The organism is Ruegeria sp. YTSA075, assembly GCF_059610245.1.
The window spans coordinates 56824-83207 of record NZ_JBXWNG010000007.1; the positions used below are offsets into that span (position 1 = coordinate 56824).

Genomic DNA, 26384 nt, shown 5'->3' on the forward strand with positions numbered 1-26384 from the left:
GGGGCCAGCAAATTAGTTTCAGGTTCCTAAATCGGAGATTGGAAGTCTCAGGATGTCTCAGGGCAAGGAAATGTCGGTTCAGGACGCCTTTCGGCATGGTATGGCACTTTATCAGGATGGTCAGCTGAAGCTGGCTGTTCAGCTCTTCTCTGAAATCGTTCGGGCGGTTCCGCAACACGCAACAGCCCACCAGATGCTGGGTTTGATCGCCTTTCAGACAGGCCAGATTGAGCCTGCCGTCAAAGCGATGACCGAGGCGGTCCAACTGCAGCCCAACAATGTAAACTTTCTGACCAATTTCACCGAAATCCTTCGTTCTGCGGGTCGTCTGAACGAAGCGTCAGAAATCGGTAGGCGCGCCGTCAGTTTGGCACCGGGAAATGCTGCAGCGCACTCTAATCTGGGCCTTGTCTATTATGATCAGGAGAAACTGGTAGAAGCAGAGGCCTCTCAGGAACGAGCGCTAGCGCTGGACCCAGAACTTGATCGGGCCATAAACAATCTCGGAAGTATCGCGCGTGACAACGGGAAGCGAGACAAAGCGGTGGAGTATTATCGCAAGGCCCTTAGGATTAATCCGGGCTCGTCTGAATCCGCCAACAACCTGGTTTCGGTTTTGATAGAGGCAGAGAATGTCGTCGAGGCGCGTCGCGCGGCGGAAGAACAGCTCGCACGGTTCCCTCATGATGCAGAACTACATCGCAATTCTGGCCGGGTTTTCTTGCTGGAAAACAACCTGGACAAGGCGGAAAATTCCTTCCGGACTGCGATCTCGCTGCAAGACGACAAAGCTGACAGCTATGTCGGGTTGTCGCAGGTTCTCTTTGAAAAAAACCACCCTAAGCTTGCGTTAATTGAGGCAGAGCATGCCTTGCGACTAGATCCGGAAAGTGCGGCGGCGTGTCATCAGATCGGTTTGTCCAAGGCGCATCTTGGCGATACCGAGGTCGCAATTGGCTTTCATGAGAAAGCACTGGGCCTGAAACCGAGTCTGTCATCCAGCCGCATGGCGCTTGGGTATTTGGAAATCGAACGTGGTAACTTCGAAGACGCGCGCGCGCATTTTGAACTGGCCGCAGAAACGACTGACGACCAGCTGAGCGCCACAATTGCACTGGCAAAACTAGAGAAAGTGACTCCGGACAGCGCCGTTTTCTTGACACTGGAGGACGCACTGCCAAACGCTTCATCAATGCTTCCGCAGAAGGCTGCAGCCTATCACTACGCCTTGGGCGAGTGCTACGAAAGACTGAAGCGTCATGATGATGCTTTTGAGCAGTTCAAACGCGGTGCTGATATCAAGCGGTCACTTACGGACTATGAACCAGCAGAAACCGACAGCCTGACAGATGAACTGATTGCAACTTTCGATCACTCCATGATCGAGCGGTTGCAAGAGTATGCTATTTCAAGCGACCGACCGATCTTTGTGCTGGGGATGCCACGCTCGGGCACAACGCTGACCGAGTCCATCCTGAACGCGCATCCAAAAATATTTGGAGCAGGCGAGTTGAATGATCTGCAAAACATATTTGGTAGGCTTGGTGATGCAGGCAGCAACGTGCCAACAGCGGTTAAGTCCGCAAGCGGTGATAAGTTGAGGCAAAGGGCACACGACTACGTCGATGCCTTAACCCGGCACGCGCCCGACATGCCGCATATCGTAGATAAGATGCCCGCTAACTTTCAACTTACCGGGTTGATCCACGCATTGATGCCGAACGCCAAAGTCATTCACGTCGTACGGAACCCGTTCGATACCTGTTTGTCCTGCTATACAAGGCTTTTCGAACGTAGTCAGCTTCACAGCTATGACCTTGTTGAGCTTGGTCGCTACTACAATAACTACATGCGCATCATGGATCACTGGCTTCGCGTCCTACCTAAGGATGCGTTTTACACTATCGAGTACGAGGCGTTGATTGACGATATCAATACTGAGGCGCGCCGATTGATCGATTACTGCGGTTTGGCTTGGGACGACGCATGTCTTGAGTTCTACAAAAGTAATCGTCGTGTACGCACCGCGAGCGTTCAACAGGTGCGACAGCCGTTGTACTCATCATCCAAAGAGAAGTGGCGGAAGTATGAGACGCAGCTTCGCCCGTTGGTGGACACGATCAATGGCGCTTAGCGATAGGGGTACTAACTTCATCAGTACCTTCAGTTTGACGTGAGTTCCCCGAAAACTGCGATCTGCACATATTGTAGCATCGGTTTTCTTCGGGCTCGTCACGGCCCAAAGCGGTAGGGTCAGGATTCATAACCAGTAAGGGCCGCCCCCATCAAGCAGGTCGTGGATGTAGCCTAAACCGTTCTGTCAAATCTCTGGAGCGTCCTCGGGTGCAGCGTTCGAGGCCACTCAGACAGATTGCCGCAACTGGTATTGATCCCGCAGATGAACTGCGGTCTGGTCGATGCTAGGATAGACGGTCGTGGCATTGATATTAATCCGGTCGAGTTGAGCTAGTATGTGCTCTTTTGCACGAACCGTGACTCGACTGATTTCGATCCCGTCCTGGCCCGCATCGGGTAGTGTCGCCTCTTGCCCGAACAACAAAAAGGCGCCGGATTGCGATTTGATGCGCGTATTGGTTTGCTTGGCTTTCACGCAAATGATGGACCCAAGATCGTCTGGGACGATCCGGCCCTCAAAGAAGCCTTTCTCTGACTTGATGTGGTGAAGCAGCTTTCCGACTGCGTCGGTCTCATTGAAAGTTTCCAATTCGAGGCTGAGATTAATGTCGTTCTTCTGCGCGTAGGTAAGGTTAGAGAGGTTCGACAGGCAACTAACAGTATCGGAGTCGTAGTATTTCACGCCACTCGATCCGACAGGAAAGACGATTACCTCACCGTCTGTCTTAGGCTTGCTGGAGCAGGCGAAAAACAATGCCACCAGCGGATTACCGGAGATGTCAAGCAGCCGCGTCGGCAAACCGTAGTGCTGCATTCGCACAAGGCGGTCGAAGCAATACTGGTCGCCCTGGAACTCATCATGATGCGCGATTAATAGCTCTTTGCACAGGCGATCCTCGCTTGGCATGAATTGCCAGTCGCCGTTATCCCATTTGCGCAGAAGCGAAGGTGTAAGTTCATAAGTGGCGTCGCTGTGGCCACGGAAGAAAGTCTCTGTCGACGGTTTTACCGGCGAAGCGTAGAGCAATTGAAGGAACGTCTCTACGCTCTCCGCTACGCCAAGGATCTTCTTGTCGCGCGGTGGGGGCAGAATTGCTGCCCCGACTACAGCGGTCGCCTCGAGGTTCGCGATTAGATCAGCAAGATCGGGTTTGCAATTGGCCAATCTGGACAGCACTTCTTGCGCGTCGCCTTCCCGGACTGCCCAGTGTGTGCGGTAAAGTTGGAATTTATCTGCGCCGAAAATCGATCCGGCTGTCTCCATGTCATCGAAGGTAACTTCGCCAAAGTCGATCTGCGTCTCGAAGGTCACGGAGACCTCCTTGCGCCCACTTGTGATGTTGGAGATTCGGCCATACTTGATAAGCATAGAGACTGCGTTTCCGGCAGGCTTTATCTCGCTACAGAGAAATGTTGGCAGTGTTTCGAGAAAAGCGGTGGCATCGACATCGAGGTTTTCAAGCCGCTTCTCCGTGTCAGAAGGCGTGTATTCGAACATACGACCTCGGAGCATTGTGACGACATCGACGTTCCCTTCGACTTTTTCCCAATTGCCGAATGAGATGTAGTTGAAGCTTTCCGCCATTCGTCCAATTCCTTGCGCCTGCCAAGTCGTTTAACGCGACGCCAAACCGGACGGTATTTCCATCGACATCACACCTGTGGCTCACGTTACCGCTATCTTGGGATGAAAGAAATGTCGCTCATCCGCATAGACACGCCAAATCTCTGCCCTGGCCATCGATGAGAAGTACTTGCTGCGCAATCAGTAACCTTAGGATCGCGATTAAGGGGGGGCGTGGTGATCGATCGCGCACTTTGCCAGAAAACATCGATTGAGCCACAAAGCGGAAGGAACACGCGAATTAAAGGAAGAACTATGGAGAATTTTCCAGTTAGGATTTGGTGGAGCCTAGGGGAGTCGAACCCCTGACCTCTTGCATGCCATGCAAGCGCTCTCCCAACTGAGCTAAGGCCCCATCTAGATACTGCCGCAGCAGTGGGCGGACGTTTATGAGACGGCGGCGGTGAGTGCAAGTCCAAAAATGGAAACGCGCCAAACTTTCCGTCAGCATTCTAGAGATGTCCCGAGGCCGCTTCTGGCCGCCTCGGGGCACAGATCAGTTTTCGTCTTCCGAAGACATATCCTTGATGTCATCCAACGACACGTCATCGTTGCTGTCATCGTCATCATCCAGCAGATCGTCGTCAAGATCCACATCAACGTCTTCGTCATCTTCCAGTACCAGATCGTCTTCGGACGCGTTCTCGCGCGCTTTGGCCGTTGCCGCATCTTCGGCATCAGCTGCGATCATCCGGCTTTTGCCGGTTACAAGTTCCACAACCTCGCCCGTGTAGGGGCTGACGATCGGGTCTTTATTCAGGTCATAAAACCGCTTACCGGTGGTCGGGCAAACGCGCTTTACACCCCATTCTTCCTTGGGCATGTCAAATCCCCTTGATATCAGGTGAGTCGTCTTAAAGATTCAGTTCACCTGCCACAGGCGGCGGGCACTGTCAAAGCCTTTGCGCGGAAGAGGTCGGTATATGGGAGAACATGCGTTGCCGGGTACGCCGCCTGTACCACTGACGTTGCGCAAATCGGCGCGGGCGCGGCGGATCAGCCTGCGGATTTCCCAATTGGATGGGCGGGTTACGCTAACTTATCCGCATGGCGTGCCCGAGACAGAGGCGCTGAGTTTCGCGCTCAGCAAAGAGGGCTGGATTCGACGGCATCTGGAAAGTCAACCCGACCCCGAACAAGTGCGCGTTGGCGGCATCATCCCGGTTGAAGGGCGCGAACGTCGAATCGTAGGCGCAACGGGCCGGCGGGTTTTGTTGAGCGAAAACGAAGTTGCTATTCCATCCGGGTCAGAAGGGCGCCGTCTGGCCCGGTTCTTGAAGGAACTTGCGCGGGATCGGCTGACCGAAGCTTGCGATGACTATGCCGCCATTCTGGGGCGCTCCTACAATAGCCTGACTCTGCGAGATACACGCTCGCGCTGGGGGTCGTGCAGTTCCGATGGGGGCTTGATGTTCTCGTGGCGGCTGATCCTCACGCCGCCCGAGGTTCTGCATTATGTCGCGGCGCATGAGGTGGCGCATCTGGTTGAGATGAACCATTCGCCCGCGTTCTGGGCGCAGGTCGATCGCATTTTTGGGCCCTATGACACACCGCGCCGCTGGTTGCGCGAGCATGGCGCGACCCTACATCGATACCGTTTTGATGCCGATGCGAGTTGACGCTGCGGTTTTTTGTGATCACAAGAGGCCATGTTAGCGACACGTCCCTCAGATTCTCAAATCGCAACGCATGATCGTGTGTACCGCGCCCTGCGGTCCCGAATCTTGCACGGAGAAATTTCGCCGGGTGAGGCGCTGACGCTGCGAGGGATTGGCAAAGAATTCGACGTTTCGATGACCCCCGCGCGCGAGGCTGTGCGGCGTTTGGCGGCTGAAGGTGCTTTGATCCTGTCTTCGTCGGGACGCGTGTCGACACCAGAGCTGACGAATGACCGGATCGAAGAGTTGGCGGCACTGCGGGCGTTGCTAGAGGTCGAACTGGCCAGCCGCGCCTTGCCGCGCGCGCATATCGCGCTGATCGACCGTTTGCATAGCATTAATATGACCGTTGCCGAGATGGTAACGAAGCGCGATGCTGTGGGATACATCCGGTCCAATCTGGAGTTTCACCGCACGCTTTACCTGAGGGCCCAAGCCCCCGCGATGTTGGCCATGGCTGAAACCGTATGGCTGCAGCTTGGCCCTACGATGCGTGCACTTTATGGCAGGCTGCGCCGTACAGAGCCGCCGCATTATCACAAGTTGATCATAGCCGCGCTCAAGGCCGGGGATGAGCCCGGTCTGCGCCTTGCCGTGCGTTCGGACGTGACACAGGGCTTACGATTGCTGGTCAGTTAGGCGATGAACCGCCGACCTGTCGAATTCGCACCTGACCCTTGCTGTCGTTCTGGTTTGCACGCGCGCTCTGCGCTAGGCTGAGGCAAATCACAAACAAGAGCAGATGTCAGACATGTTTAATCGACGGACCTTTTCTATCGGCCTTGGCGCGGCGGTGCTGGCGGGGTGCAGCAGCGGGGGGGCTCCGGCACGGGCGCCCGCATCACGCATGCAATCTGTCCCGAATGCAGGATATGACGCCTGGGTTGCTGGTTTCAAAACCCGAGCGTCTTCACAGGGTATCTCGCAATCCACCCTGAACCGCGCCTTTCAGGGGGCAGGTTATCTGCCCGGCGTGATCGAGCGTGATCGCAATCAGGTCGAGTTCAAACGCTCGCTCGAAGATTATCTGGCCATCGCCGCCTCGGATGAACGGATCAGCACCGGCCGACAGATGCTGCAGCGGTACAATGGCACACTTTCTCAGATCGAAGCACAGTATGGCGTCGACAAAGAAGTCGTGGTGGCCGTCTGGGGGCTTGAAAGCCGCTATGGCGCGCGGCGCGGGGATGTGCCGGTGATCTCGGCCACGTCCACGCTGGCCTATGACGGGCGGCGCGGTGCGTTCTTTGAAAAACAGCTGGTGGCAGCGCTGCGTATCATCCAGGAGGGCGATACCTCAGCCGCAAACATGACCGGCAGCTGGGCCGGGGCGATGGGCCATACACAGTTCATCCCGACTTCATATCTGGCCTATGCGGTTGATTTCACGGGTGACGGACGGCGCGATATCTGGTCCGAGGACCCGTCGGACTCTCTGGCCTCAACCGCGGCCTATCTGGCGCGTGCGGGTTGGGTGCGTGGGCAGCCTTGGGGTGGGGAGGTTGGCACCGTAACTGGCACGCCCAATGCAGTGATACAGCCACAGGTGCCAGGCCCCAAAATTGCGGTGTTCCGCAATTTCAACGTGATCAAGCGTTACAACAATTCGGACAGCTACGCGATTGGCGTCGGGCATTTATCCGATCGGATCGCCGGAGGGGCGCCGTTCCAAGCCTCGTTCGGGCCGGATGCAACGGGCCTGACTCTTGAGGATCGGAAGGAACTGCAACGCCGCCTGACAGCAGCCGGTTACGACACCCAAGGCGCCGATGGGGTGATCGGCAAGAATACCGAGGCCGCGATCAGCGGCTATCAGCGCGCCAGTGGCCTGCCCGTGACAGGCACGCCATCGGTCGAGCTATTGCGTCGTTTGGGTGGCTGACGGTTTAGGCCGCCAGCCCCTTTGAGCCAATATCCAGGAACTTCTGACGGCGGTCCTTGATCAGGGCCGCCGCATCTTTGCCATCCAGCTCTTTCAGCATGGCGGCAATGGCGTCGCGCACAGCTTCAACCGCCTCGGTGCGGCCCCGGTGGGCCCCGCCTTTGGGTTCGGGGATGATCCGGTCACATACGCCCAGCTTGTGCAGGTCTTGCGCGGTTAAGCGCAGCGCTTCGGCGGCCTCACGCATTTTCTCGGCATCTTTCCACAGGATCGAAGCGCAGCCTTCGGGTGAGATCACCGAATAGACCGAATGTTCCAACATCGCGACGCGGTTTGCAGTGGCAAAGGCCACGGCCCCGCCGGACCCACCTTCGCCGATGATGACCGAGACCAGCGGTACACCGATCTTCAGGCACATCTCGGTCGACCGGGCTATTGCCTCAGACTGACCGCGTTCTTCGGCCCCTTTGCCGGGATAGGCGCCCGCAGTGTCGATCAGGGTGATAACCGGCAGACCAAAGCGACCAGCCATTTCCATCAGGCGCACGGCTTTGCGATACCCTTCGGGGCGGGCCATACCGAAATTTCGCTCGATCCGCGATTTGGTATCCGAGCCCTTTTCATGGCCGATCACCATCACTGGCTGATCATTGAACCGGGCTAGCCCGCCAATCACGGCCAGATCGTCGGCAAAGTTCCGGTCCCCCGCCAAAGGCGTGAATTCGGTGAACAAGGCATCGACATAGTCGTTGCAATGGGGGCGTTCGGGATGACGCGCTACCTGGCATTTCCGCCAGGGGGTCAGATCCGCATACAGCTCTTCCAGCAGCTTGGCGGCCTTGGTATCCAGCGCGGCGGCTTCTTCGGCCACATCCATTTCTTCATTGGCGCGGGCCAGCGCGCGCAACTCTTCCGCTTTGCCTTCGATCTCGGCCAAGGGTTTTTCGAAATCCAGATACTGGGTCATGCCGCCTCACCTGCGTGAAATTTCCTAGCTATATGCCGTGTGGCTGCCCCGGATGCAACTCAGCAAGATTTGTGGTTCAAGAATATGCAAGTTCAGTCGGGCGAGGAAGAAAGGGAAGACACCAATGGTGACCCGCTACGAAGACCGAGTGCTGCGCGTTCTGACATATATTCATGACAACCCCGCAGGGGACCTGTCACTGGATGCGTTGGCCGATGTCGCCGCCATGTCGCGGTTCCACTGGCATCGCGTGTTTCGGGCCCTGACGGGCGAGACCTGCGCGCAGGCGGTGCGACGGTTGCGTTTGCATCGCGCCGCAACCTGGCTGTTGCAATCCGATAGGCCAGTGCCGCAGATCGCAGCCGAGATTGGGTATCCCAATCTCAAGTCTTTTACACGGGCCTTTTCTCAGGCCTATGGCAGCAGCCCTGCCGCGTTTCGCAAGACAGGCCAAGTTCTTCCGTCGCATCCACATCTCAAAACCGGAGAATATCCCATGTATCCTGTGACGACGCGAACAGAACCCACCCGCCGCATTATTGCTCTGCCTCACAAAGGCGCTTACTCCGAAATCGGTAGAAGTTTTGAAGCCTTCGGCGCCCTGTGCGAATCCCGACAATTGTGGCCCAAGATGGGCCCGGTGATCGGAATTTACCTGGATAACCCTGAAGCGGTGCCCTCGGATCAGCTGCGCAGTTACGCCGGCGCTGAATACCGCGGTGGTGAAACGCCCGAGGGTATGGAAGGCATGAACATCCCGGGTGGGAAAACGGCGGTACTGACGTTCAAAGGCCCGTATTCCGGCATTCATGCGGCCTATGACAGCCTGTTCGGAAATTGGCTTCCGACCTCGGGTGAGGAACCGGCGGATCAACCATGTTATGAGGTCTACCTCAACGATCCGCGTGAGACCGCACCCGAGGATTTGCTGACGGAAATCTGCCTGCCGTTGAAGTGATCAGTTAGGCCAAAGAACTGGATAGAGCGATGCAACCAGCAGCGCGGCCATCGTCCAGTTGAACACCACCAACCGGCGCGGATTCGTCAGGAACCGCGCCATTTGTTGCCCCAGTACCGTCCACGTGCTGACCGAGGGCAAGTTGACCGCCCCAAAAACAAGCGCGACGATGAGGATGACATTCAGAGTCTGGCCCGGCGCATAGGCGGTTGTGGCAGTCAGGGCCATTGCCCAAGCCTTTGGGTTGACCCATTGGAACGCGGCCGCTTGCATAAAGGTCATCGGCGTACCGACCTCGGCACTGTTCTCAGTTGGGGCTGCATGCGCGATCTTCCAGGCCAGGTACAGAAGATATACGACCGAGGCGATTTTCAGTATCGTGTAACTGATGGGATACTGATTGAACATTTGCACCAGGCCAGCGCCCACCAGCAGAACCATAAAGGTAAAGCCCAGACCAATCCCAAGCATATGCGGGATCGTCCGGCGAAATCCGAAATTCGCGCCCGACGCCATCAGCATCAGGTTATTCGGCCCCGGTGTGATTGAAGATACGAAAGCAAAGGCAATCAGGGCGAGCAGGATATCATAGGTCATGGGACGAATATTTGCGGCAATTTGCGCAAATGAAATTGCGTTCTTGTGCGTTATTGCCATAAATTCACAATGAATGGCGAAAATTGATCAAATAAACCGTGATATATTGCGTGAACTGACTGCGGATGGGCGCATTAGTAATCTGGAACTGGCGGATCGCGTTGGTCTGTCCCCCTCAGCCTGTTTGCGACGGGTACAGGAGCTTGAGAAGGCCGGGGTGATCTCGGGCTATCGCGCTGTCTTGAACCCGGTTGCGCTGGGCAAGGGCTTCGTCGCCTATATCGGCGTCGGATTGGGTGAACATACCAAAGCGGCCCAGGAAGGGTTCGAGCGTGCGCTGCAGCGTGCGCCCGAGGTTGTCGAATGTCACAACATCACTGGAACGATCGAATATCTGCTGCGTGTCGAGTGCGCCGACCTGCCATCTTACAAAACCTTCCATACCGAAGTGCTGGGCACGCTGCCGCACGTGACCTCGATCACCTCTTATGTGGTTATGGGGTCCCCCAAGGATCAGCGCGCCTGAGCCGTCAAAATGTGAAGACGTACACTCTTGCAGGGCTAAAACTCACATCTTAGTGTGGCCGCAATGACGTCGCAGACCCATCCATGTTGGCTAAACGCGGCGCATACAGGGAGTCTATGATGAAGATTTTACGAACCGGGGCGATTGCTGTTGCCGTGGCGATGATCGCCGGGTCTGTTGCGGCAGCACCGCTGAAGCTGCAACCCGCTAACCCTCAACCCAGCCCAAACTCGGGCCTTGATGTGAAATATGCCTGGGAAGGTAACCCGCCGCGCAAATTGCAGAGCCTGTCGAAAGCAGAGCAACTGCTGAAGAAAAGGGGTGAGCCCGGTACGCCATTGCTGGGCATGGATTACCGTGACACCACCGAAGGCGAACCGGTCCTGACGTTTAACGAAACCTACAATGTAGCCGCCGAAATCACTGGGTATCTCCGATTCGATTCCCCCGGTATCTACGAGTTAGAGACCTGGTCCAATGACGGTATCGACGCCTGGGTTGGTGGGCAGCAAATCGGTTATGTCAACGGCATCCAGAGTTGTGAGGCAAACCAGCGGACAGAGGTCGAAGTTCCAAGCGCTGGCTGGTACCCGCTTAAAATCACTTATTTTCAGAAAAAGGGTACGTCTTGCCTGATGATGAAATGGGGTAAGCAGGGCGAAAGGTTCACCTGGACGCCGGATGACGTATTTGGCCGATAGTCTAAAGATCTGTTGAAAAAAGGCGCCGCAATGGGCGCCTTTTTTTGAGTTTGTTCAGCCGTTTGCGGCGATCAGTTCGGCCTGTGCAACGATCACCTCAGCCTGCTTGATTGACGCGATGTCGACAAGACGGCCTTTGTAAACGGTCGCGCCTTCGCCATTGGCTTTGGCCTGCTCCATTGCGGCCAGAATCTCACGCGCTTCCGAGACGGCTTCGTCTGAGGGGGTGAACACCTCATTGGCCAGCGCGATCTGTTTGGGATGGATCGCCCATTTGCCGACCATCCCCAGAGTGGCGGACCGTTTGGCCTGCGCGATGTAGCCTTGGTCATCGCTGAAATCACCGAATGGTCCATCAACCGGCAGAACGCCGTGTGTGCGGCAGGCCGCGACGATGGCCGCCTGTGCCCAATGCCACGGATCGGACCAATGCTTCTCGCCTTCGCGCAGCATATAGTAGTTCTCTTGCGTGCCGCCGATCCCGGTGGTCTGCATCCCCATCGATGCTGCAAAATCTGCGGCCCCCAAGCTCATGGCCTGCATCCGAGGGGAGGATGCCGCGATCTCTTCGACATGGGCAATGCCTGCGGCGGATTCGATGATGACTTCGAATGAGATCGGCTTGGTCCGGCCCTTGGCGCGCTCGATGGCTGTGACCAGAGCGTCGACCGCATAAACGTCGGCGGCGCAGCCGACCTTGGGGATCATGATCTGATCCAATCGGTCATCGGCCTGCTCCAGAACATCCACCACATCGCGGTACCAATAGGGCGTGTCCAGTCCGTTGATCCGCACAGACATGTATTTGCCGCCCCAATCGATGGTATTCAGCGCCTCGATCACATTGGCGCGGGCGACGTCCTTATCAGAAGGCGCAACGGAGTCTTCGAGGTCCAGATTGATCACATCCGCAGCCGATGCGGCCATTTTGGGGAACAGTTTGGTGTTTGAGCCGGGGCCAAACAATTGACAGCGATTGGGCCGGGCCGGTGCGGCGGGTTGGATGCGAAAGCTCATCGGGACCTCGTGCGAGTAAGGAAATTACGATTTTTCTGTAAATTGAGGTATTAAATTACACGCGTTGGTGCAACCGTGATTTTGCGCCTGCGGCATTGCATGTGCAGAAACTGTTATTGTGGCATCCGAAATGGGTGATTAAAGTTTAATCACTTTAAAAAGATCGAAGATTCTTGCAGCTGAAAAGCACGTTGCGCAAAAAAATCGCGCGGTAACGTGGCAGGGTTGGTGAATACGCGAAACGCTCGTTCGCGGGCTTCTCTAGCTTAAGCCGGAATCAAAGGAGTGCACCGCAATGATCGAGACACCGTATCTGTTGTTTTTGGGCGATGCGCCCGACCAGTTGGCGGCCAAAGTGGCCATCGGTATCCGGGATTGGCGCCCGGAAAATGCAGTTGGCCAATTGCGTATGGTAGGCTGCGAGGCTGACCTCGGCCTGACGGATATGACGTTGGCCGAAGGCAAAGCCGCCGGTGCGAAAACGTTGGTGATCGGGGTTGCCAATCGGGGTGGCGTGATCAGCCAAGCCTGGAAAGAGGTCCTGATTGCAGCGCTGGAAATGGGTTATGATCTGGCATCGGGCCTGCATAACCTGTTGCGGGATGAGGGCGATCTGGTTGCCGCTGCGCAGACCCATGGGGGCACTTTGCACGATGTGCGGGTGCCGACCGTAGGATATCCGATCGCCAATGGCAAAAAGCGTATCGGCAAGCGCTGCCTTGCCGTTGGAACCGATTGTTCTGCGGGCAAGATGTACACGGCGATGTCGATGGATGCCGAGATGCGCAAGCGAGGCATGAAGTCCACATTCCGGGCCACTGGCCAAACCGGAATTTTGATCACTGGTCAGGGTGTTCCTCTGGACGCGGTTGTTGCAGATTTCATGGCGGGATCGGTGGAATACCTGACCCCCGAGAACGACCCTGATCATTGGGATCATATCGAAGGGCAGGGGTCTTTGTTCCACGTCTCTTATTCCGGTGTCACCATGGCGCTGATCCATGGCGGGCAGCCGGACGCTTTGATTTTGTGCCATGAACCGACCCGGACCCATATGCGTGGCCTGCCCGAGTATTCTCTGCCGACATTGCAGCAGCTACGCGACACAGCGTTGCCCTTGGCGCAGGTGGCAAACCCCGACTGTCAGGTGGCGGGTGTGTCGATCAACACACAGCATCTGAGCGAGGATGACGCGAAGGCATATATCGCAAAGGTTGAGGCAGAGTTGGGGCTTCCGGCCACTGACCCCTATCGCTTTGGTGCGGGCAAGCTGGTGGACGCGCTGGCTGCTTTGTGATCTGAACATCCCGCCAGTGGCTCCACACGTCTCTGGCGGGCGGTTTTTAAAATGAAGGAGCTTCGCGTGCAGGTAGAGGTCTCTCGTGATGTGTTCCGACTGGCGCAGGTGTTCACCATCTCGCGCGGGTCGCGGACCGAGGCAAAGGTGCTGACGGTTCGAATTACGGACGGAACCCATCAGGGCTGGGGCGAATGTGTGCCCTACGCGCGCTACGATGAGTCGCTGGACTCGGTCGAAGCCGAGATCGCGGGTCTGCCTGCCGAGTTCACGCGTGAGACGTTGCTGGATTTGCTTCCAGCAGGGGCCGCGCGAAATGCTGTCGATTGCGCGCTGTGGGATCTGGAGTGCAAGCGCGTGGGTAAGCGGGCATGGGAATTGGCTGGTCTGCCGGTTCCGGGTCCTGAAATCACTGCCTATACACTTTCGCTGGCAACACCCGAAGCAATGCAGGCACAGGCGGCTGAGAATGCGCATCGTCCTTTGTTGAAGATCAAACTGGGCACGCCCGATGATATGCCCCGGCTCGAGGCCGTGCGGGCCGGCGCGCCGAAATCGACCATTATCATTGATGCCAACGAAGGCTGGTCCGCCGAGGTCTACGCCGACCTCGCGCCGCATCTGGTCCGGTTGGGTGTGGCGCTTGTAGAGCAGCCTTTGCCCGCAGGCGAAGATGATGCGCTGATCGGGATGAACAGGCCTGTGCCAGTTTGCGCAGATGAATCCTGCCATGATCGGGCCAGTTTGTCCGGACTGAAGGGCAAGTATGATGTGGTCAATATCAAGCTCGACAAAGCCGGGGGTTTGACTGAGGCACTAGCGCTGCGCGAGGCGGCTTTGGCCGAAGGCTACAAAATCATGGTGGGTTGTATGGTCGGCAGCTCTCTGGCCATGGCCCCTGCGACACTGTTGGCGCAGGGTGCAATGGTTACAGACCTTGACGGCCCGCTTCTGTTGGCCGAAGACCGCGACACACCGCTTACTTTTGATACCGCCGGAGTGCATCCGCCGAAAATGGGCCTCTGGGGCTGAGGAGACAACACATGACCCGCACTGTTTACGTGAATGGCGACTACCTGCCTGAGACCGAGGCCAAGGTGTCGATCTTCGATCGTGGGTTCCTGATGGCTGATGCAGTCTATGAGGTGACCAGTGTTCTAGACGGCAAGCTGATTGACTTCGAAGGTCACGCGGTGCGCCTGAAACGATCGCTGGACGAATTGCAGATGGCCGAGCCCTGCAGCAAGGACGAACTGCTGGAGATTCATCGTAAACTGGTGGAACTGAACGGTATCGAAGAAGGTTTGGTTTACCTGCAAGTCTCGCGCGGCAGCGATGGGGATCGGGATTTTGTGTTCCCGTCCGAGGATACAAAACCGACGCTGGTTCTGTTCACGCAAAACAAGCCGGGTCTGGCAGACAGCCCTGCCTCGCGCAAGGGTGCAAAGATTATCTCGATCGATGATATCCGCTGGGGTCGCCGCGATATCAAGACCACGCAATTGCTGTACCCCTCGATGGGTAAGATGATGGCCAAGGCGGCCGGGTGTGATGATGCCTGGATGATCGAAGACGGCTATGTGACCGAGGGCACCAGCAACAACGCCTATTTCGTGAAGAACGGCAAGATCGTCACGCGCCCCTTGTCCAACGATATCCTGCACGGCATCACCCGCAAGTCTGTTCTGCGATTGGCGGCTGAGGCGCAGATGGAAGTTGAAGAACGCCTGTTCACCATTGATGAAGCCAAAGAGGCGGATGAGGCCTTTACCACCTCGGCCAGCGCCTTCGTCATGCCAGTGGTTGAGATCGACGGCGTCACTCTGGGCGACGGCACGCCGGGGCGGATCGCCAAGCGATTGCGCGAGATTTATCTGGATGAAAGCCGCAAGGCCGCAATCTAATCAAAAAGACCCGCCAATCCGGCGGGTCTTACTCTATGAGCCTCAGTCTTTTTTGCCCACATTCTCTTCGAAGGCGGTATTGAATGCGGCCTGTTTTTCCGGGCTGGCCTCGGTCTGGTAGTTGGCCTTCCATTCATCCATTGTCATGCCGTAGAAAACTTGACGCGCCTCGTCCTTGCCCATCTCGATGCCTTTTTCATTCGCAGCTTCCTGGTACCAGCGTGATAGGCAGTTACGGCAGAATCCGGCCAGGTTCATCATGTCGATATTCTGAACGTCGGTGCGGTCTTCCATCAGGTGCTTTTGCAATCGACGGAAAGCGGCGGCCTGAAGTTCGATTTCGGTTTGCTTGTCCATGGTCTGGCTCCGGAATACAGGATGCGATTTCCTTTTGACCTAGCGTTCTGGCAACTTTGTTTCAACAAGCTCTGTGTCATGCCAGCTTCAGGGCCAGCCACGGAATGATGCAGAAGATCAACGTCAGTATCTTGTAGTTGGCAAGATACCGAAAATAGGCCCGTCTTACGTCTGGGCGTTCCATTTGAAACATCCGGCCATGAAAACCGGCTATCCAGTCCTGCATCAGAACGATCATAAGGGTCGAGAACAGCAAAACCGCGATGTTGAGCACCGCCATCCAGCCAAAGACAGTTGTCAGAAACTCCTGTGTCATGGTCACCTCCATCTGCCCTGAATATGGGGGCTAAATGGAGGTCTCACAATGACGTGGATCAAAGGTCGCTGGCCACCAAGGCGTCCTGCAGGATCACTGCCAAGCGCTCGGCCCAGGCCCGTTGCCCGGTGTGGTCTGCAATCAGGTCATTGCGCAGCTCGATCAGGGCGTTTGGCCGTTTATGGGCTGTCCCATGTTTATCAATTGCATCGCCGGTCAGAACGCCGGTGTAAGGTTCGTTTACACCAACGCACAGATCATCTTCTGATTTTAGCCGGTCGATCAGTGGGCGCGAAAACCGCTCATCCGGCGTGTGCAGAACACCGACATGCCAGGGGCGCGGCTCGCGTCCCCTGAGTTGTCGGGTGAACGAATGCATCGAGATGATAATTGCATCCGGTTTATTGACCAGCATTTTAAGCGCATCGTGATACGGGCGATAGCACTGGTTCAAACGCCGTTCCCGCTCGGCCTTGTCTGCATCACGATTGCCGGGAATGATTGAGCCGTCATAGAGTTTCATCAAAAGGGTCGGATCATCCTCACCCCGGTTGGGGTCGATCACCAGCCGCGAAAAATTTGCTGCGATGACCGGGGCGTTCAGATGTTCTCCCAGATGCTTTGACACTTCATAGGCACCGACGTCATAGGCGATGTGACGCTCCATGTCTTCTCTTGGAAGGCCCAAGTCTCCGCCATTGATCTCAGGCGGAACAGTGTTGGTTGCGTGGTCGCAGGTGATCAGCCAGCGGGAGGAGCGATCCTCGCCGTGCACAAAGTAAGGAGAATACGTCATAAGCCTGTCATCAAGTTTGCCGCAGGTGTAGGGCAGTTGCTTCGAAAAGGGAATTGCGCAATAAGCATCCCGGCAACTGTTTGCGGTAACATTTTGTGACTGCCGAGGGACGAGGAGAGCACAAGCAATGCGACGCCTTAGAAATGTAAAAATCGTGGCGACGCTGGGACCGGCGTCTAATGACTATGACACCATCCGCGCTTTGCACGAGGCCGGGGCGGATGTGTTTCGCCTGAACATGAGCCATGGCAGCCATGATGAGATTCGCGAACGGCACCGGATTATACGGCAGGTGGAAAAGGACCTGGACAGCCCGATTGCAATTCTTGCGGACCTGCAGGGCCCCAAGCTGCGGGTTGGTGTGTTTGCCAATGACGCCGAGGAACTGATTGAAGGGGCATCCTTCCGTCTGGATCTTGACCCTGCCGCAGGGGATGGCGCACGCGTTTGTCTGCCGCATCCCGAGATTTTCGCGGCGTTGGAGCCCGGTGCACATCTTCTGGTCAATGACGGTAAGATCCGACTGATCGTCGATGAATGCGGTCAGGATTTCGCGAATTGCACCGTTGAAATCGGCGGTACGATTTCGAACCGCAAGGGCGTGAACGTTCCGGACGTCGTGCTGCCTGTTGCGGCTTTGTCGGCCAAGGATCGGGATGATCTTGAGTTTGTCTGCCAGTTGGGCGTCGATTGGCTGGCGCTGAGCTTTGTACAGCGGGCCAAGGACGTGTTCGAGGCCCGCGCGCTGGCCGATGGCCGCGCCGCGATTCTGTCGAAGATCGAAAAGCCTGCTGCGGTTGAAGCCTTTGATGACATTTTAGATGCCTCGGACGGCATTATGGTCGCTCGCGGTGATCTGGGTGTGGAACTGCCCGTTTCTGCGGTGCCACCGATCCAGAAGCGTCTGGTACGTAAATGCCGTGGGGCAGCCAAGCCTGTGATCGTGGCGACCCAGATGCTGGAAAGCATGATCGAAAGCCCGATGCCAACACGGGCCGAGGTGTCCGACGTGGCCACCGCCATCTATGAGGGCACGGATGCCATCATGCTCAGCGCGGAATCTGCTGCGGGCTCTTATCCGATTGAGGCTGTGCAAACCATGAACAAGGTCGCTATCGAGGTCGAAGCTGACCCGACCTATACGCAAATCATTGCCGCCTCTCGCACCGCAAAGGGCACTACCGTGGCCGATGGGATTGTTGCTGCCGCCCGTGAGATTGCTGAAAAGACAGATATCAAAGCAATCTGCTGTTTTACGCAAAGTGGTACGACGGCTTCGTTGACGGCGCGGGAACGGCCTGGTGTGCCGATTATCGCGATGACGTCGCTGATGGGGACGGCGCGCCGGTTGTGCCTGAGCTGGGGTTGTAACTGCGTCATGACGCCCGAGTTGGAGCGTTTCAAAAGCGCGGTGGTCAATGCAGCTCGTGCGGCCCGCGCCGGTGGGTTTGCCTCTGCGACTGACCAGATCGTGGTGACCGCAGGCGTGCCATTCAACGTGCCAGGCACCACCAACATCTTGCGCGTGGCACCCTGCGACGAACGCCTGATCTACAGCACTGATCCCGAATAGCGGGGCACATCAATTGCTTCAAATCGGCCTGCTCTGCGTTGCGGGGTGGGCCGTTTTTCCAAGAATCTCCTGATTTCTAAGCGAATTTTGTCCGTTTAGGGCGAAACTTGCAGATTGTATTTCATTTTCCGGTGGAAATTCCCGATAAAGGCCCTAGGGCGATCACTCAACAAGTTCCAGGTTCCGGTCGCCCGCCGGGGGCACGGGCCCCGGATAACAACCATAAATGGAGGAACGAAATGACAAACAAAATTGTCATCGGACTGGATGGGACAGAGACCGGAGAACGCGCGCTCACCTTCGCCAAGGAATTGGCCAAAGTGATTGGTAGCTGCGAGCTTCTGGTGGCCTATGTCATCGAATGGTCGCCCTACACATTCCAGACCCCAGAAGAAAATGCCCAACGTCACAAACGGCGCGAGGAGGAGCTTGAACTGGCGACAACGCGCATTGTCACCCCTGCGGTGGACGGTCTGAAAGCAGCAGGCTTCACAGCTCAAGGCGTGGTGCGTCACGGGGACGTGGCAGAAACGCTGAATGCGATCACGGTTGAAAACAACGGGTCGCAGATTGTGGTTGGCCGATCCTCGGCCGACGGTATCAAAAAGCGTATCTTTGGCAGCTCGACGCAGAATCTGGTGATGCATGCCGACGTGCCGGTCACAGTTGTGAATTGAGGGGGCAGAACAATGAAAGCTTTGAAACTTCTTACTTTGCTTGTCGCGTCTTTGTTCACGGCAAGCGCGGCCCTGGCGCAAGAGGCCGGTCTGGATCAACAGATCAATGAAGCATTTGCCTCTGCGACCGGGCCCTTTGTCAGCTTTATCTTCGCGCCATTCCCGGGAACCAGCTTTCCCTGGATCGTGGGCTGGCTGGTTGTCGCGGCATCGGTTTTCTCGCTGTATTTTGCCTTCGTGCAATTTCGCTTCTTCGGTCATGCGATCCGGCTGGTGAAGGGCGACTATTCTGATCCCAATGATGCGGGTGAGGTCAGCCACTTTCAAGCCTTGGCAACAGCCCTGTCCGGTACGGTGGGTCTTGGTAACATCGCCGGTGTGGCGGTTGCCATCGGCATCGGTGGTCCAGGTGCGACCTTCTGGATGATATTGGCCGGTCTTTTGGGCATGGCCTCAAAATTCACCGAATGTACGCTGGGTGTGAAATATAGAAACGAGTACGAAGACGGTACGGTTTCTGGAGGCCCGATGTACTATATGTCCAAAGGGTTTGACGAGCTGGGTTTGCCGGGTGGTAAGATTCTGGCGGTTCTGTTCTCGATCTTCTGTATTCTAGGCGCGCTTGGTGGTGGAAACATGTTCCAGGCCAACCAGGCACATCAGCAGATCGCAGGCATCGTCGGCGACTATCCCGGGTGGATCACGGGCATCGTGTTCGCTTTGGTGGTGTTCCTTGTGATCGTGGGTGGTCTGAAGTCGATCGCACGTGTGACCGAGAAAGTCGTGCCCTTCATGGGGGTCATGTATGTGGCCGCTGCTTTGGTGATCATCATCATGAATGCCGACATGATCGGCTGGGCATTTGGTCAAATCTTCACAGGTGCCTTCACCGGGCTTGGTGTTGCAGGCGGTATGGTTGGTGCGCTGATTCAGGGCTTTAAACGTGCGGCGTTCTCGAACGAAGCCGGCGTGGGTTCTGCTGCGATTGCACACTCGGCCGTTCGGACCAAGGAACCGATCACCGAGGGCTTTGTCTCCTTGCTGGAGCCGTTCATCGATACGGTTGTCATCTGTACGATGACCGCCTTGGTGATCATCATCACCCAGCAGCTGATCATTGATCCCGAAACCGGAAACTACTTGCTGAACGAAGCAGGCAGCGCGATTGCAACCGTTGATGGCAATACCGGCGTCAGCCTGACCTCCGCAGCCTTTGGCAGCGCCTTTAGCTGGTTCCCGTTTGTTCTGGCGATCGCGGTGATCCTGTTTGCCTTCTCGACCATGATCAGTTGGTCCTACTATGGCCTCAAGGCATGGACCTATCTGTTCGGCGAAGGTCAGACCAAGGAACTGGTGTTCAAGATCATCTTCTGCGTCTTCGTTGTCATCGGTGCTGCGGCCAACCTTGGTCCGGTTATCGACTTCTCAGATGCGGCGATCTTTGCGATGGCGGTTGTGAACGTCTTTGCGCTGTACTTCCTGATGAAAGTGGTGCGGCAGGAGCTTGCCTCCTATGCCGCACGGCTGCAAAGCGGGGAAATCCGCAAGTTCGAGCACTAAGCACTTTCACCGGGGCGGCCTGTGTCGCCCCGGTGCCTCTGACCTTCGGTGGAATCTGCGGATTCTGGTCAAAACCCCCTTGTCAGCATGACCGAACTTGCGTAAACGGCGCTTCTGTTGCGTGACCGGCCGAGATGGCATGCCGAGTCGCGTTTGAAACCGAACCCGAATGAAGGAGACGGAAATGCCTAAGATGAAGACAAAGTCGAGCGCCAAGAAGCGCTTTAAGGTGACTGCGACCGGTAAGGTCCTTGCTGGCCAGGCCGGCAAGCGTCACGGCATGATCAAGCGGACCAAAAAGTTCATCCGCGACGCTCGTGGCAACACCACCCTGTCCGCCCCCGACGCAAAGATCGTCAAGGGCTACATGCCCTACGACCGCTAAGAGGAGATTAAGATATGTCCCGCGTTAAAGGTGGAACCGTAACTCACGCCCGTCACAAGAAGGTTATCAAGGCCGCCAAAGGTTACTATGGCCGCCGCAAGAGCACCTTCAAGGTTGCCCGTCAGGCCGTCGACAAGGCCAACCAATATGCAACCCGCGACCGTAAGAACCGCAAGCGCAACTTCCGCGCGCTGTGGATCCAGCGTATCAACGCTGCTGTCCGTTCGCATGACGAAGCACTGACCTATTCCCGCTTCATCAACGGCCTGAACCTGGCCGGGATCGAAGTGGACCGCAAAGTTCTGGCCGACCTGGCCGTGCACGAACCGGAAGCGTTCGGCGCGATTGTCGCCAAAGCTCAGGCTGCTTTGACTGCCTGATCCTCTGAAAAGAGACAGTGAAAGAAAGGCCGTCCCGCTTGGGGCGGCTTTTTTTGATTTAGGGTAGTGACTGTCGGTAAATCGCTCTAGGTTAGTTTTTTTCACTAGCCCTGTATGCACGGGGCGTCACCCCAAATTCAGAACGAAAAACCGTCGAAAAGTACTGAAGATTACTGAAACCGAAGTTCATTGCTATTTCGCTGATCGATAGACTTTCATAGCGCGGATCTTTCAACTGCGAGGCAACAGTATCGAGACGTTTCCGGCGGATTTCCTCGGCAATCGAACTGTTTTGCTTGGAGAGAATGCTGTTCAACCGGCGAACGGATATGCCAACCTCAAAGGCCACGCTGTTTCGGTCCAAATCTGGATCGCCATATTGCGACGCGATAATACTGCGCATCCGGATAATCATGTGCTGTTCAGGAGAGGCGAGGTCTGCCACCTGGCTACGGCCGGCCGCAAGGCCTGTGGCCAACAGGTCAATCAACGTTTCCTGCAAAAGCTCTGAAACTGTCGGATCGGAACCGTTCAAATGATCGGTGAGCGACAGAATGTTATCCCGAACAAACTTTCCAATCCCGGATTGCCCGTCTATCCGTGTGCCACCCATCATGCGCGCAATGGGCAGTCTTGCGAGCAGACGGTCCTTCGGTAGTTGAAGGACCGTCTTGGAAAAGCCGTTCTCCAACTCCAAAAGATACGGATGAGCACTGTCGTACACGCCGATATCGCCGGGCCTCAGAACAGACTGGTTACCGAATTGAGTGATTCTGGACGTGTTCTCACGCTGAAGACTTACGAGGAAAAATTCGTCTGACGCAGCCCGAATATCCCTTTTTCGCCGCACGACTGAGTGCTGCGCCCCGGATACTGCCGAAATGGACAGAACAGAGTGTCTGGATATGCTCAATTCACCCGTAAAATCAGATATTTGTTGAGATTCACAGCCCAATTGAACATAGCTGTCGCAAACCGCTTCGCGCCAATAGGCAAAGCGATCGCGCGGAGCAACATCCGTCGTCGAATATTGGGCGACTTGTGTCATGTGCAGCCTTCACAAACTGACGAGAGAGTTTATCAGACTGCCCAAAAACGCAAGTTTTTTGACCCGAACGCCAAAGTACGCTGAAGCCGGAAATGGCAATCTCCTCGGATCAAGAGGAGGTTCCAACCATGTCTACACAATTCAAAGCGGCTGCTGTTCAGGCCGCGCCCTGCTTTCTCGACCTTGATGCTGGTGTTTCAAAGGCCGTTGAGCTGATCGAAGAGGCTGCAGCCGGCGGCGCACATCTTGTCGCGTTTTCCGAAACCTGGCTTCCCGGCTATCCAAATCATGTCTGGTTGGGCCCGGTTGCCTGGCAAATGCAGTTCGTCGGACGCTATTTCGATAATTCGATCGTGGCGGGCTCCAAACACGAAGAGCGTCTCGCCAAGGCTTGCCGTGACAACAACATCCAGCTGTCGATCGGCGTCAGCGAACGCGACGGTGGGTCACTCTATATCGCTCAATGGCATTTTGATGAGACGGGTGAGGTCATCAACCGCCGCCGTAAGCTGAAACCCACTCATGTCGAACGCACCGTCTTCGGCGAAGGTGACGGTTCGGATCTGAATGTGGTCGACACAAAGATCGGGCGGGTCGGGCAGCTTGCATGCTGGGAACATATGCAGCCGCTGTCGAAATACGCCATGTATGCCCAGAACGAGCAGATCCACGTGGCCGCCTGGCCGAACCTTGCGCTCTACAAAGGTGCGGCCTATGCCTTGGGGCCCGAGGTCAATAATAGCGCCTCGATGATTTACGCGGTCGAGGGATCGTGTTTTGTGCTGGCGCCTTGTGCGCTGGTCACGAAGGAGATGCAGGACCTGCTGTGCGAAGGAAACGCAGAGAAGGAGGCTCTGTTGCCGGTTGGTGGCGGCTATACCGCGATCTATGCCCCAGACGGGTCGGAGATGGCCGAGCGCATCCCGCACGATCAGGAAGGCATCATGTATGCCGACATCGACCTGCACATGATCGGCTATGCCAAGGCCGCCGCAGACCCTGCGGGTCACTACGCCAAACGTGACAGCACCCGGCTCTTGATCAATCGCAAACGCCAGCGCCCGGTTGTGAATTTTGATGACGCCCCCGGCTGGGAGGAGATCGTTCCTGTTGCTGACACTCCGGCTGAAGCCGCTGAATGACGGGATCGCCGCGCCTCGTGCCAAACGGCGCGGGGCGCGCGCAGCCATTCTTTCAGGGAGGAAGAGATGACAGAACAAACACCCGCAATCCCTACGCATGAGGATTTCTATACCGACGCGCAGCGCAAGTTGCAGGACGAGAACGGGCACACCAAGCTATCGCACGCTGTGATTCAAGCCATCGTTCGAGATGAGTTGGAAGACTATCATATCGAGTACATCGAGACGCGCGACTACTTCTTTTTGTCAACCGTGACCGCAGAGGGCGAACCGACCGTCAGCTACAAAGGTGGACCGGCGGGGTTTGTGAAATCTCTGGGCGGTAACCGGCTGGTCTTTCCGAACTACGATGGCAACGGCATGTGGCTTTCGATGGGCAACATCGACGCGGCCAGCAAGGTCGGGATGCTGTTCATGGATTTCGTAACACCCTGGCGCATCCGTGTGCAGGGCGATGCCAAAATCTCAAAAGACCCGGAATTGATGGCATGTTTCCCCGGCTGCAACATGGTTGCGACGGTCGATGTCACGCGCGTGTTTCAAAATTGTGCCCGCATGATCCATAAACACAAGCGTGCCGAACCTCATTCGGTCTACGTCCCGGACGCCGAAGGGAAGCAGCTATTTCCGGCATGGAAGCGGATTGCACCGATCCAGGAATTCTTGCATGAGCGCGATCAGGGCAAAGCCGCCGAGAATGGCGGCACGATCACCGAAGAAGAATACATGACCAAGGTGATGGACGGCTCGTCCTGACCACGGCTTGCCAAACGACCGCGTGACGGTCGGACAAACCAACAGGAGAAACAAGATGAAACACACACTAAACCTCTTCGGAGGCATGGTCGGGCTGTGCCTGATGGGCATTGCCCAGCCTGCCGCAGCCCAGGACGGCCCGGTCTGCGGTCTCAACACAGGCGAGGCAGCCACCGGCGAACCCATCAAGGTCGGCGGGATCAACGGTAACGCGCCTCCGGGCGATTTTTCGGGCGGCACCGATGCCGCCATGGCCTATTTCACCTGCGTCAACGCGAATGGCGGGATCAATGGACGACCCATTGAGTACATCGTCGAGAACGATCAGTGGAACCCGGAGCTGGCAAGCCAGGTCGCGAACAAGCTTGTCGTAGACGAGGGTGTCGTGGCGCTGGTAGGCAACGGCTCGGTCGTGGAAATGGCTGTGAATGCTCAGCTATATGCTAACCAAGGTATCATGGCGATGGCATCAGGCTGCGCGATCTCGGAATGCTACGAAAGCTCGAATATCGTTTCAACAAACCAGGGTCCGCTGTCTTCGGGCATCGGTGCACTGAAGTTTGCAATCGAAGAGCTCGGAACCCAGCACGCCGCCTGCATTGGTTTCAACATTCCCAACAACGGTGGTTGGGCCTGCGATTGGATGAACCGCTACATGGAGGAGAAGGGCCTGCGCGGCACGTCGATCCTGATGGACCCGACAAGCGTGGATCTGAACGCGACCTACCTGCAAGCCCTGGCTGCAGGGGTTGATACGATCCTGCTGATGCTGCCCGCAGGGCCGGCGATTGGCCTGCTTGGCGTGGCCGAGGAACAAGGTGGGCGCGAAATGTTCAAATGGGTCTCGCCCACGCCGCTCTATGATCCCGGCGTCACCGAAGTGCTGGGCGACTATTGGGACGGCCATATCTACGTCAATATCGAGCTGAACCAGTTTGACAGCGACGGACCCGACAACCGCAACTGGATTGCCGTGATGGACGACTACGGTCAGGACGGCGACCGGCGCGATACCTTCAGCCAGTCGGGCTACATCTCGGCCAAGTTCTTTGTTGATGCGCTTCTGGAGCTTGACCCCCAAACGATCGACCGCGCCAGCGTGACCGAGGCCATCAAAGGGATCGTCGGCGTCGAATGCGATCTGCTCTGCGGCCCCTATTACGTGGGCGAGGCCGACCGGCACATGCCCAACCACCAAGGCAGGATGGTCGTTTACCGCGATGGTGCTTTCGAATTGGTGCGCGACTGCTACGACATCGACAGCGCCTATCTCGATCCGATTCTGAGTCAGGAAAGTGCATTGGGCCTGCGGGACTAAATCCTCCCTGACCTGCCGGGCGGCAATCCTCCCTCGCCGTCCGGCCCTTTTCTTCAGGAGCATACGACATGTTAACGGTCTACGGCCGGTTTCTTGTATCCGGCCTTGCGGTGGGATCGCTTTATGCGCTTGGCGGGATCGGCCTCGTGATCCTGCGCTCTTCCACCGGATTTCTCAACTTCGCTTATTGCCCAAAACGGGTAGGGTTTGTCTCGACGAGGCCGATTTGACAAAGGCCGACCCGCAAACCATTCGGTCCGCAGGCGTAGCCGCAGTTCCTGAAGGTCACCAGACACTTGCTGGCCTCTCGGTCATCGACAACCTGCGCGCCGCCGGGCCGCATCTGAGCGATGCCGATCTGACAGCACAGACGGACTATGCGCTCGAGGTCTTCCCCGAGCTCAGGGTACTTCTCGGCAGGCGTGCGGGCGCGCTTTCGGGCGGGCAGCAGCAGATGGTTGCGATCGCTCAAGCGCTCGTCAGCAAACCCCGCATTTTGCTGATCGACGAGATGTCACTGGGATTGGCCCCAGTTGTCATTGAACGCCTCATTGAAGTGGTTCAAAAATTGCGAACGGACGGGTTAGGGATTCTCTTGATCGAGCAATTCACCCAACTCGCACTTGGGATTGCGGACCATTGCCATGTCATTAGCCAGGGCAAACTTCGGTTCTCCGGCGCGCCTAGGGAGTTATTCGAAGACCCGAGCCTGCTGGAACAGGCCTATCTGGGATGATCGTCTTCGTCCTCGTAGATCTACGGCGCTTTGTACTTTCGCAAATCGGCTATATTTCTCAAATCGCGTTCCA

At 56.6% G+C, this 26384-nt stretch carries 29 protein-coding genes and 1 tRNA gene; 20 read left to right on the plus strand and 10 right to left on the minus strand.

All coding sequences use genetic code 11. The features are described 5' to 3' along the window. Positions 1-100: 100 nt before the first annotated feature. Positions 101-2134, plus strand: coding sequence for a tetratricopeptide repeat-containing sulfotransferase family protein (locus tag AC2FGE_RS13845; RefSeq protein ID WP_496819920.1), 2034 nt, complete (start codon positions 101-103; stop codon positions 2132-2134). Between the two features lie 228 nt (positions 2135-2362). Here the strand turns inward: AC2FGE_RS13845 and AC2FGE_RS13850 are convergent, their stop codons facing one another. From AC2FGE_RS13850 to AC2FGE_RS13860, 3 genes are all read right to left on the minus strand, one after another. After that, positions 2363-3721: an FRG domain-containing protein gene (locus AC2FGE_RS13850; protein WP_496819798.1), complete on the minus strand. Its 1359-nt coding sequence runs from the start codon at positions 3719-3721 to the stop codon at positions 2363-2365. A 318-nt stretch (positions 3722-4039) separates the two neighbouring features. Beyond that, a tRNA-Ala gene (locus AC2FGE_RS13855) sits at positions 4040-4115 on the minus strand. A gap of 141 nt (positions 4116-4256) precedes the next feature. After that, positions 4257-4583 (minus strand): TIGR02300 family protein, encoded by a 327-nt coding sequence (locus AC2FGE_RS13860; RefSeq protein ID WP_496819799.1) that lies wholly within the window; start codon positions 4581-4583, stop codon positions 4257-4259. A 100-nt stretch (positions 4584-4683) separates the two neighbouring features. Here AC2FGE_RS13860 and AC2FGE_RS13865 point away from each other — a divergent pair, with 100 nt between their 5' ends. The 3 genes from AC2FGE_RS13865 to AC2FGE_RS13875 all read left to right on the plus strand — a co-directional run bounded on the left by AC2FGE_RS13865 (position 4684) and on the right by AC2FGE_RS13875 (position 7300). Continuing rightward, on the plus strand, positions 4684-5379 hold the full coding sequence (locus AC2FGE_RS13865) for a M48 family metallopeptidase (RefSeq protein WP_496819800.1): 696 nt from the start codon (positions 4684-4686) through the stop codon (positions 5377-5379). A 30-nt stretch (positions 5380-5409) separates the two neighbouring features. Next, the gene (locus tag AC2FGE_RS13870; protein WP_496819801.1) at positions 5410-6057 is read left to right on the plus strand and encodes a GntR family transcriptional regulator; all 648 of its coding nucleotides are present in this window, start codon (positions 5410-5412) and stop codon (positions 6055-6057) included. Between the two features lie 112 nt (positions 6058-6169). Next, positions 6170-7300, plus strand: coding sequence for a lytic murein transglycosylase (locus tag AC2FGE_RS13875; RefSeq protein WP_496819802.1), 1131 nt, complete (start codon positions 6170-6172; stop codon positions 7298-7300). Between the two features lie 4 nt (positions 7301-7304). Here AC2FGE_RS13875 and AC2FGE_RS13880 read toward each other — a convergent pair whose 3' ends face one another. Beyond that, positions 7305-8267, minus strand: a complete 963-nt coding sequence (locus AC2FGE_RS13880; protein ID WP_496819803.1) for an acetyl-CoA carboxylase carboxyltransferase subunit alpha — start codon at positions 8265-8267, stop codon at positions 7305-7307. 124 nt (positions 8268-8391) lie between these two features. On the opposite strand from AC2FGE_RS13880, the gene AC2FGE_RS13885 reads away from it, so the two are divergent. Further along, positions 8392-9225, plus strand: a complete 834-nt coding sequence (locus tag AC2FGE_RS13885; RefSeq protein WP_496819805.1) for an AraC family transcriptional regulator — start codon at positions 8392-8394, stop codon at positions 9223-9225. Here the strand turns inward: AC2FGE_RS13885 and AC2FGE_RS13890 are convergent, their stop codons facing one another. Then, positions 9226-9822, minus strand: a complete 597-nt coding sequence (locus AC2FGE_RS13890) for a LysE family translocator (RefSeq protein ID WP_496819806.1) — start codon at positions 9820-9822, stop codon at positions 9226-9228. Between the two features lie 73 nt (positions 9823-9895). Here AC2FGE_RS13890 and AC2FGE_RS13895 point away from each other — a divergent pair, with 73 nt between their 5' ends. Both AC2FGE_RS13895 and AC2FGE_RS13900 read left to right on the plus strand, forming a co-directional pair. Continuing rightward, the gene (locus AC2FGE_RS13895) at positions 9896-10348 is read left to right on the plus strand and encodes an Lrp/AsnC family transcriptional regulator (RefSeq protein ID WP_353013236.1); all 453 of its coding nucleotides are present in this window, start codon (positions 9896-9898) and stop codon (positions 10346-10348) included. Positions 10349-10467: 119 nt separating this feature from the next. After that, positions 10468-11049: a PA14 domain-containing protein gene (locus tag AC2FGE_RS13900; RefSeq protein ID WP_496819807.1), complete on the plus strand. Its 582-nt coding sequence runs from the start codon at positions 10468-10470 to the stop codon at positions 11047-11049. Positions 11050-11103: 54 nt separating this feature from the next. Here the strand turns inward: AC2FGE_RS13900 and AC2FGE_RS13905 are convergent, their stop codons facing one another. Next, on the minus strand, positions 11104-12066 hold the full coding sequence (locus AC2FGE_RS13905) for an L-malyl-CoA/beta-methylmalyl-CoA lyase (RefSeq protein ID WP_496819808.1): 963 nt from the start codon (positions 12064-12066) through the stop codon (positions 11104-11106). Between the two features lie 295 nt (positions 12067-12361). Here AC2FGE_RS13905 and dgcN point away from each other — a divergent pair, with 295 nt between their 5' ends. Genes dgcN through AC2FGE_RS13920 form a run of 3 tightly spaced genes read left to right on the plus strand, consistent with a single transcriptional unit; the run spans position 12362 to position 15267 of the window. Then, positions 12362-13363 (plus strand): N-acetyltransferase DgcN, encoded by a 1002-nt coding sequence (dgcN, locus tag AC2FGE_RS13910; RefSeq protein ID WP_496819809.1) that lies wholly within the window; start codon positions 12362-12364, stop codon positions 13361-13363. Positions 13364-13414: 51 nt separating this feature from the next. Further along, on the plus strand, positions 13415-14395 hold the full coding sequence (dgcA, locus tag AC2FGE_RS13915) for an N-acetyl-D-Glu racemase DgcA (protein WP_496819810.1): 981 nt from the start codon (positions 13415-13417) through the stop codon (positions 14393-14395). Between the two features lie 11 nt (positions 14396-14406). Further along, positions 14407-15267, plus strand: coding sequence for a D-amino-acid transaminase (locus tag AC2FGE_RS13920; RefSeq protein WP_496819811.1), 861 nt, complete (start codon positions 14407-14409; stop codon positions 15265-15267). A gap of 42 nt (positions 15268-15309) precedes the next feature. Here AC2FGE_RS13920 and AC2FGE_RS13925 read toward each other — a convergent pair whose 3' ends face one another. The 3 genes from AC2FGE_RS13925 to AC2FGE_RS13935 form a co-directional block, all read right to left on the minus strand. Then, complete coding sequence (locus AC2FGE_RS13925; protein ID WP_496819812.1) at positions 15310-15624, minus strand: DUF1244 domain-containing protein; 315 nt, start codon at positions 15622-15624, stop codon at positions 15310-15312. A gap of 76 nt (positions 15625-15700) precedes the next feature. After that, positions 15701-15940 (minus strand): DUF6868 family protein, encoded by a 240-nt coding sequence (locus AC2FGE_RS13930; protein ID WP_496819813.1) that lies wholly within the window; start codon positions 15938-15940, stop codon positions 15701-15703. Between the two features lie 58 nt (positions 15941-15998). Next, complete coding sequence (locus AC2FGE_RS13935) at positions 15999-16736, minus strand: N-formylglutamate amidohydrolase (RefSeq protein ID WP_496819814.1); 738 nt, start codon at positions 16734-16736, stop codon at positions 15999-16001. Between the two features lie 127 nt (positions 16737-16863). On the opposite strand from AC2FGE_RS13935, the gene pyk reads away from it, so the two are divergent. The 5 genes from pyk (at position 16864) to rplT (ending at position 21311) form a co-directional block, all read left to right on the plus strand. Next, complete coding sequence (gene pyk / locus AC2FGE_RS13940; protein ID WP_496819815.1) at positions 16864-18309, plus strand: pyruvate kinase; 1446 nt, start codon at positions 16864-16866, stop codon at positions 18307-18309. Between the two features lie 239 nt (positions 18310-18548). Further along, on the plus strand, positions 18549-18986 hold the full coding sequence (locus tag AC2FGE_RS13945) for a universal stress protein (RefSeq protein WP_496819817.1): 438 nt from the start codon (positions 18549-18551) through the stop codon (positions 18984-18986). A 12-nt stretch (positions 18987-18998) separates the two neighbouring features. Beyond that, positions 18999-20546 (plus strand): alanine/glycine:cation symporter family protein, encoded by a 1548-nt coding sequence (locus AC2FGE_RS13950; RefSeq protein ID WP_496819819.1) that lies wholly within the window; start codon positions 18999-19001, stop codon positions 20544-20546. 184 nt (positions 20547-20730) lie between these two features. Then, complete coding sequence (gene rpmI / locus AC2FGE_RS13955; protein ID WP_010443552.1) at positions 20731-20931, plus strand: 50S ribosomal protein L35; 201 nt, start codon at positions 20731-20733, stop codon at positions 20929-20931. Positions 20932-20945: 14 nt separating this feature from the next. Continuing rightward, entirely contained in the window at positions 20946-21311 is a 366-nt protein-coding gene (gene rplT, locus AC2FGE_RS13960) for a 50S ribosomal protein L20 (protein WP_152457001.1), read from the plus strand. Between the two features lie 91 nt (positions 21312-21402). Here the strand turns inward: rplT and AC2FGE_RS13965 are convergent, their stop codons facing one another. Continuing rightward, positions 21403-22359: an AraC-like ligand-binding domain-containing protein gene (locus tag AC2FGE_RS13965; protein ID WP_496819820.1), complete on the minus strand. Its 957-nt coding sequence runs from the start codon at positions 22357-22359 to the stop codon at positions 21403-21405. A 128-nt stretch (positions 22360-22487) separates the two neighbouring features. On the opposite strand from AC2FGE_RS13965, the gene AC2FGE_RS13970 reads away from it, so the two are divergent. The 5 genes from AC2FGE_RS13970 (at position 22488) to AC2FGE_RS13990 (ending at position 26311) form a co-directional block, all read left to right on the plus strand. Next, positions 22488-23501, plus strand: coding sequence for a carbon-nitrogen hydrolase family protein (locus tag AC2FGE_RS13970; protein ID WP_496819821.1), 1014 nt, complete (start codon positions 22488-22490; stop codon positions 23499-23501). A 66-nt stretch (positions 23502-23567) separates the two neighbouring features. Beyond that, the gene (locus AC2FGE_RS13975; protein ID WP_496819822.1) at positions 23568-24257 is read left to right on the plus strand and encodes a pyridoxamine 5'-phosphate oxidase family protein; all 690 of its coding nucleotides are present in this window, start codon (positions 23568-23570) and stop codon (positions 24255-24257) included. 55 nt (positions 24258-24312) lie between these two features. Continuing rightward, a complete protein-coding gene (locus AC2FGE_RS13980) occupies positions 24313-25575 on the plus strand; it encodes an ABC transporter substrate-binding protein (protein WP_496819823.1) in 1263 nt (420 codons plus the stop codon). 68 nt (positions 25576-25643) lie between these two features. Beyond that, positions 25644-25805, plus strand: coding sequence for a hypothetical protein (locus AC2FGE_RS13985; RefSeq protein WP_496819824.1), 162 nt, complete (start codon positions 25644-25646; stop codon positions 25803-25805). Continuing rightward, positions 25802-26311, plus strand: a complete 510-nt coding sequence (locus AC2FGE_RS13990) for an ATP-binding cassette domain-containing protein (RefSeq protein WP_496819825.1) — start codon at positions 25802-25804, stop codon at positions 26309-26311. Before AC2FGE_RS13985 ends, AC2FGE_RS13990 begins: the two co-directional genes overlap by 4 nt. The last annotated feature ends 73 nt before the right edge of the window (positions 26312-26384 follow it).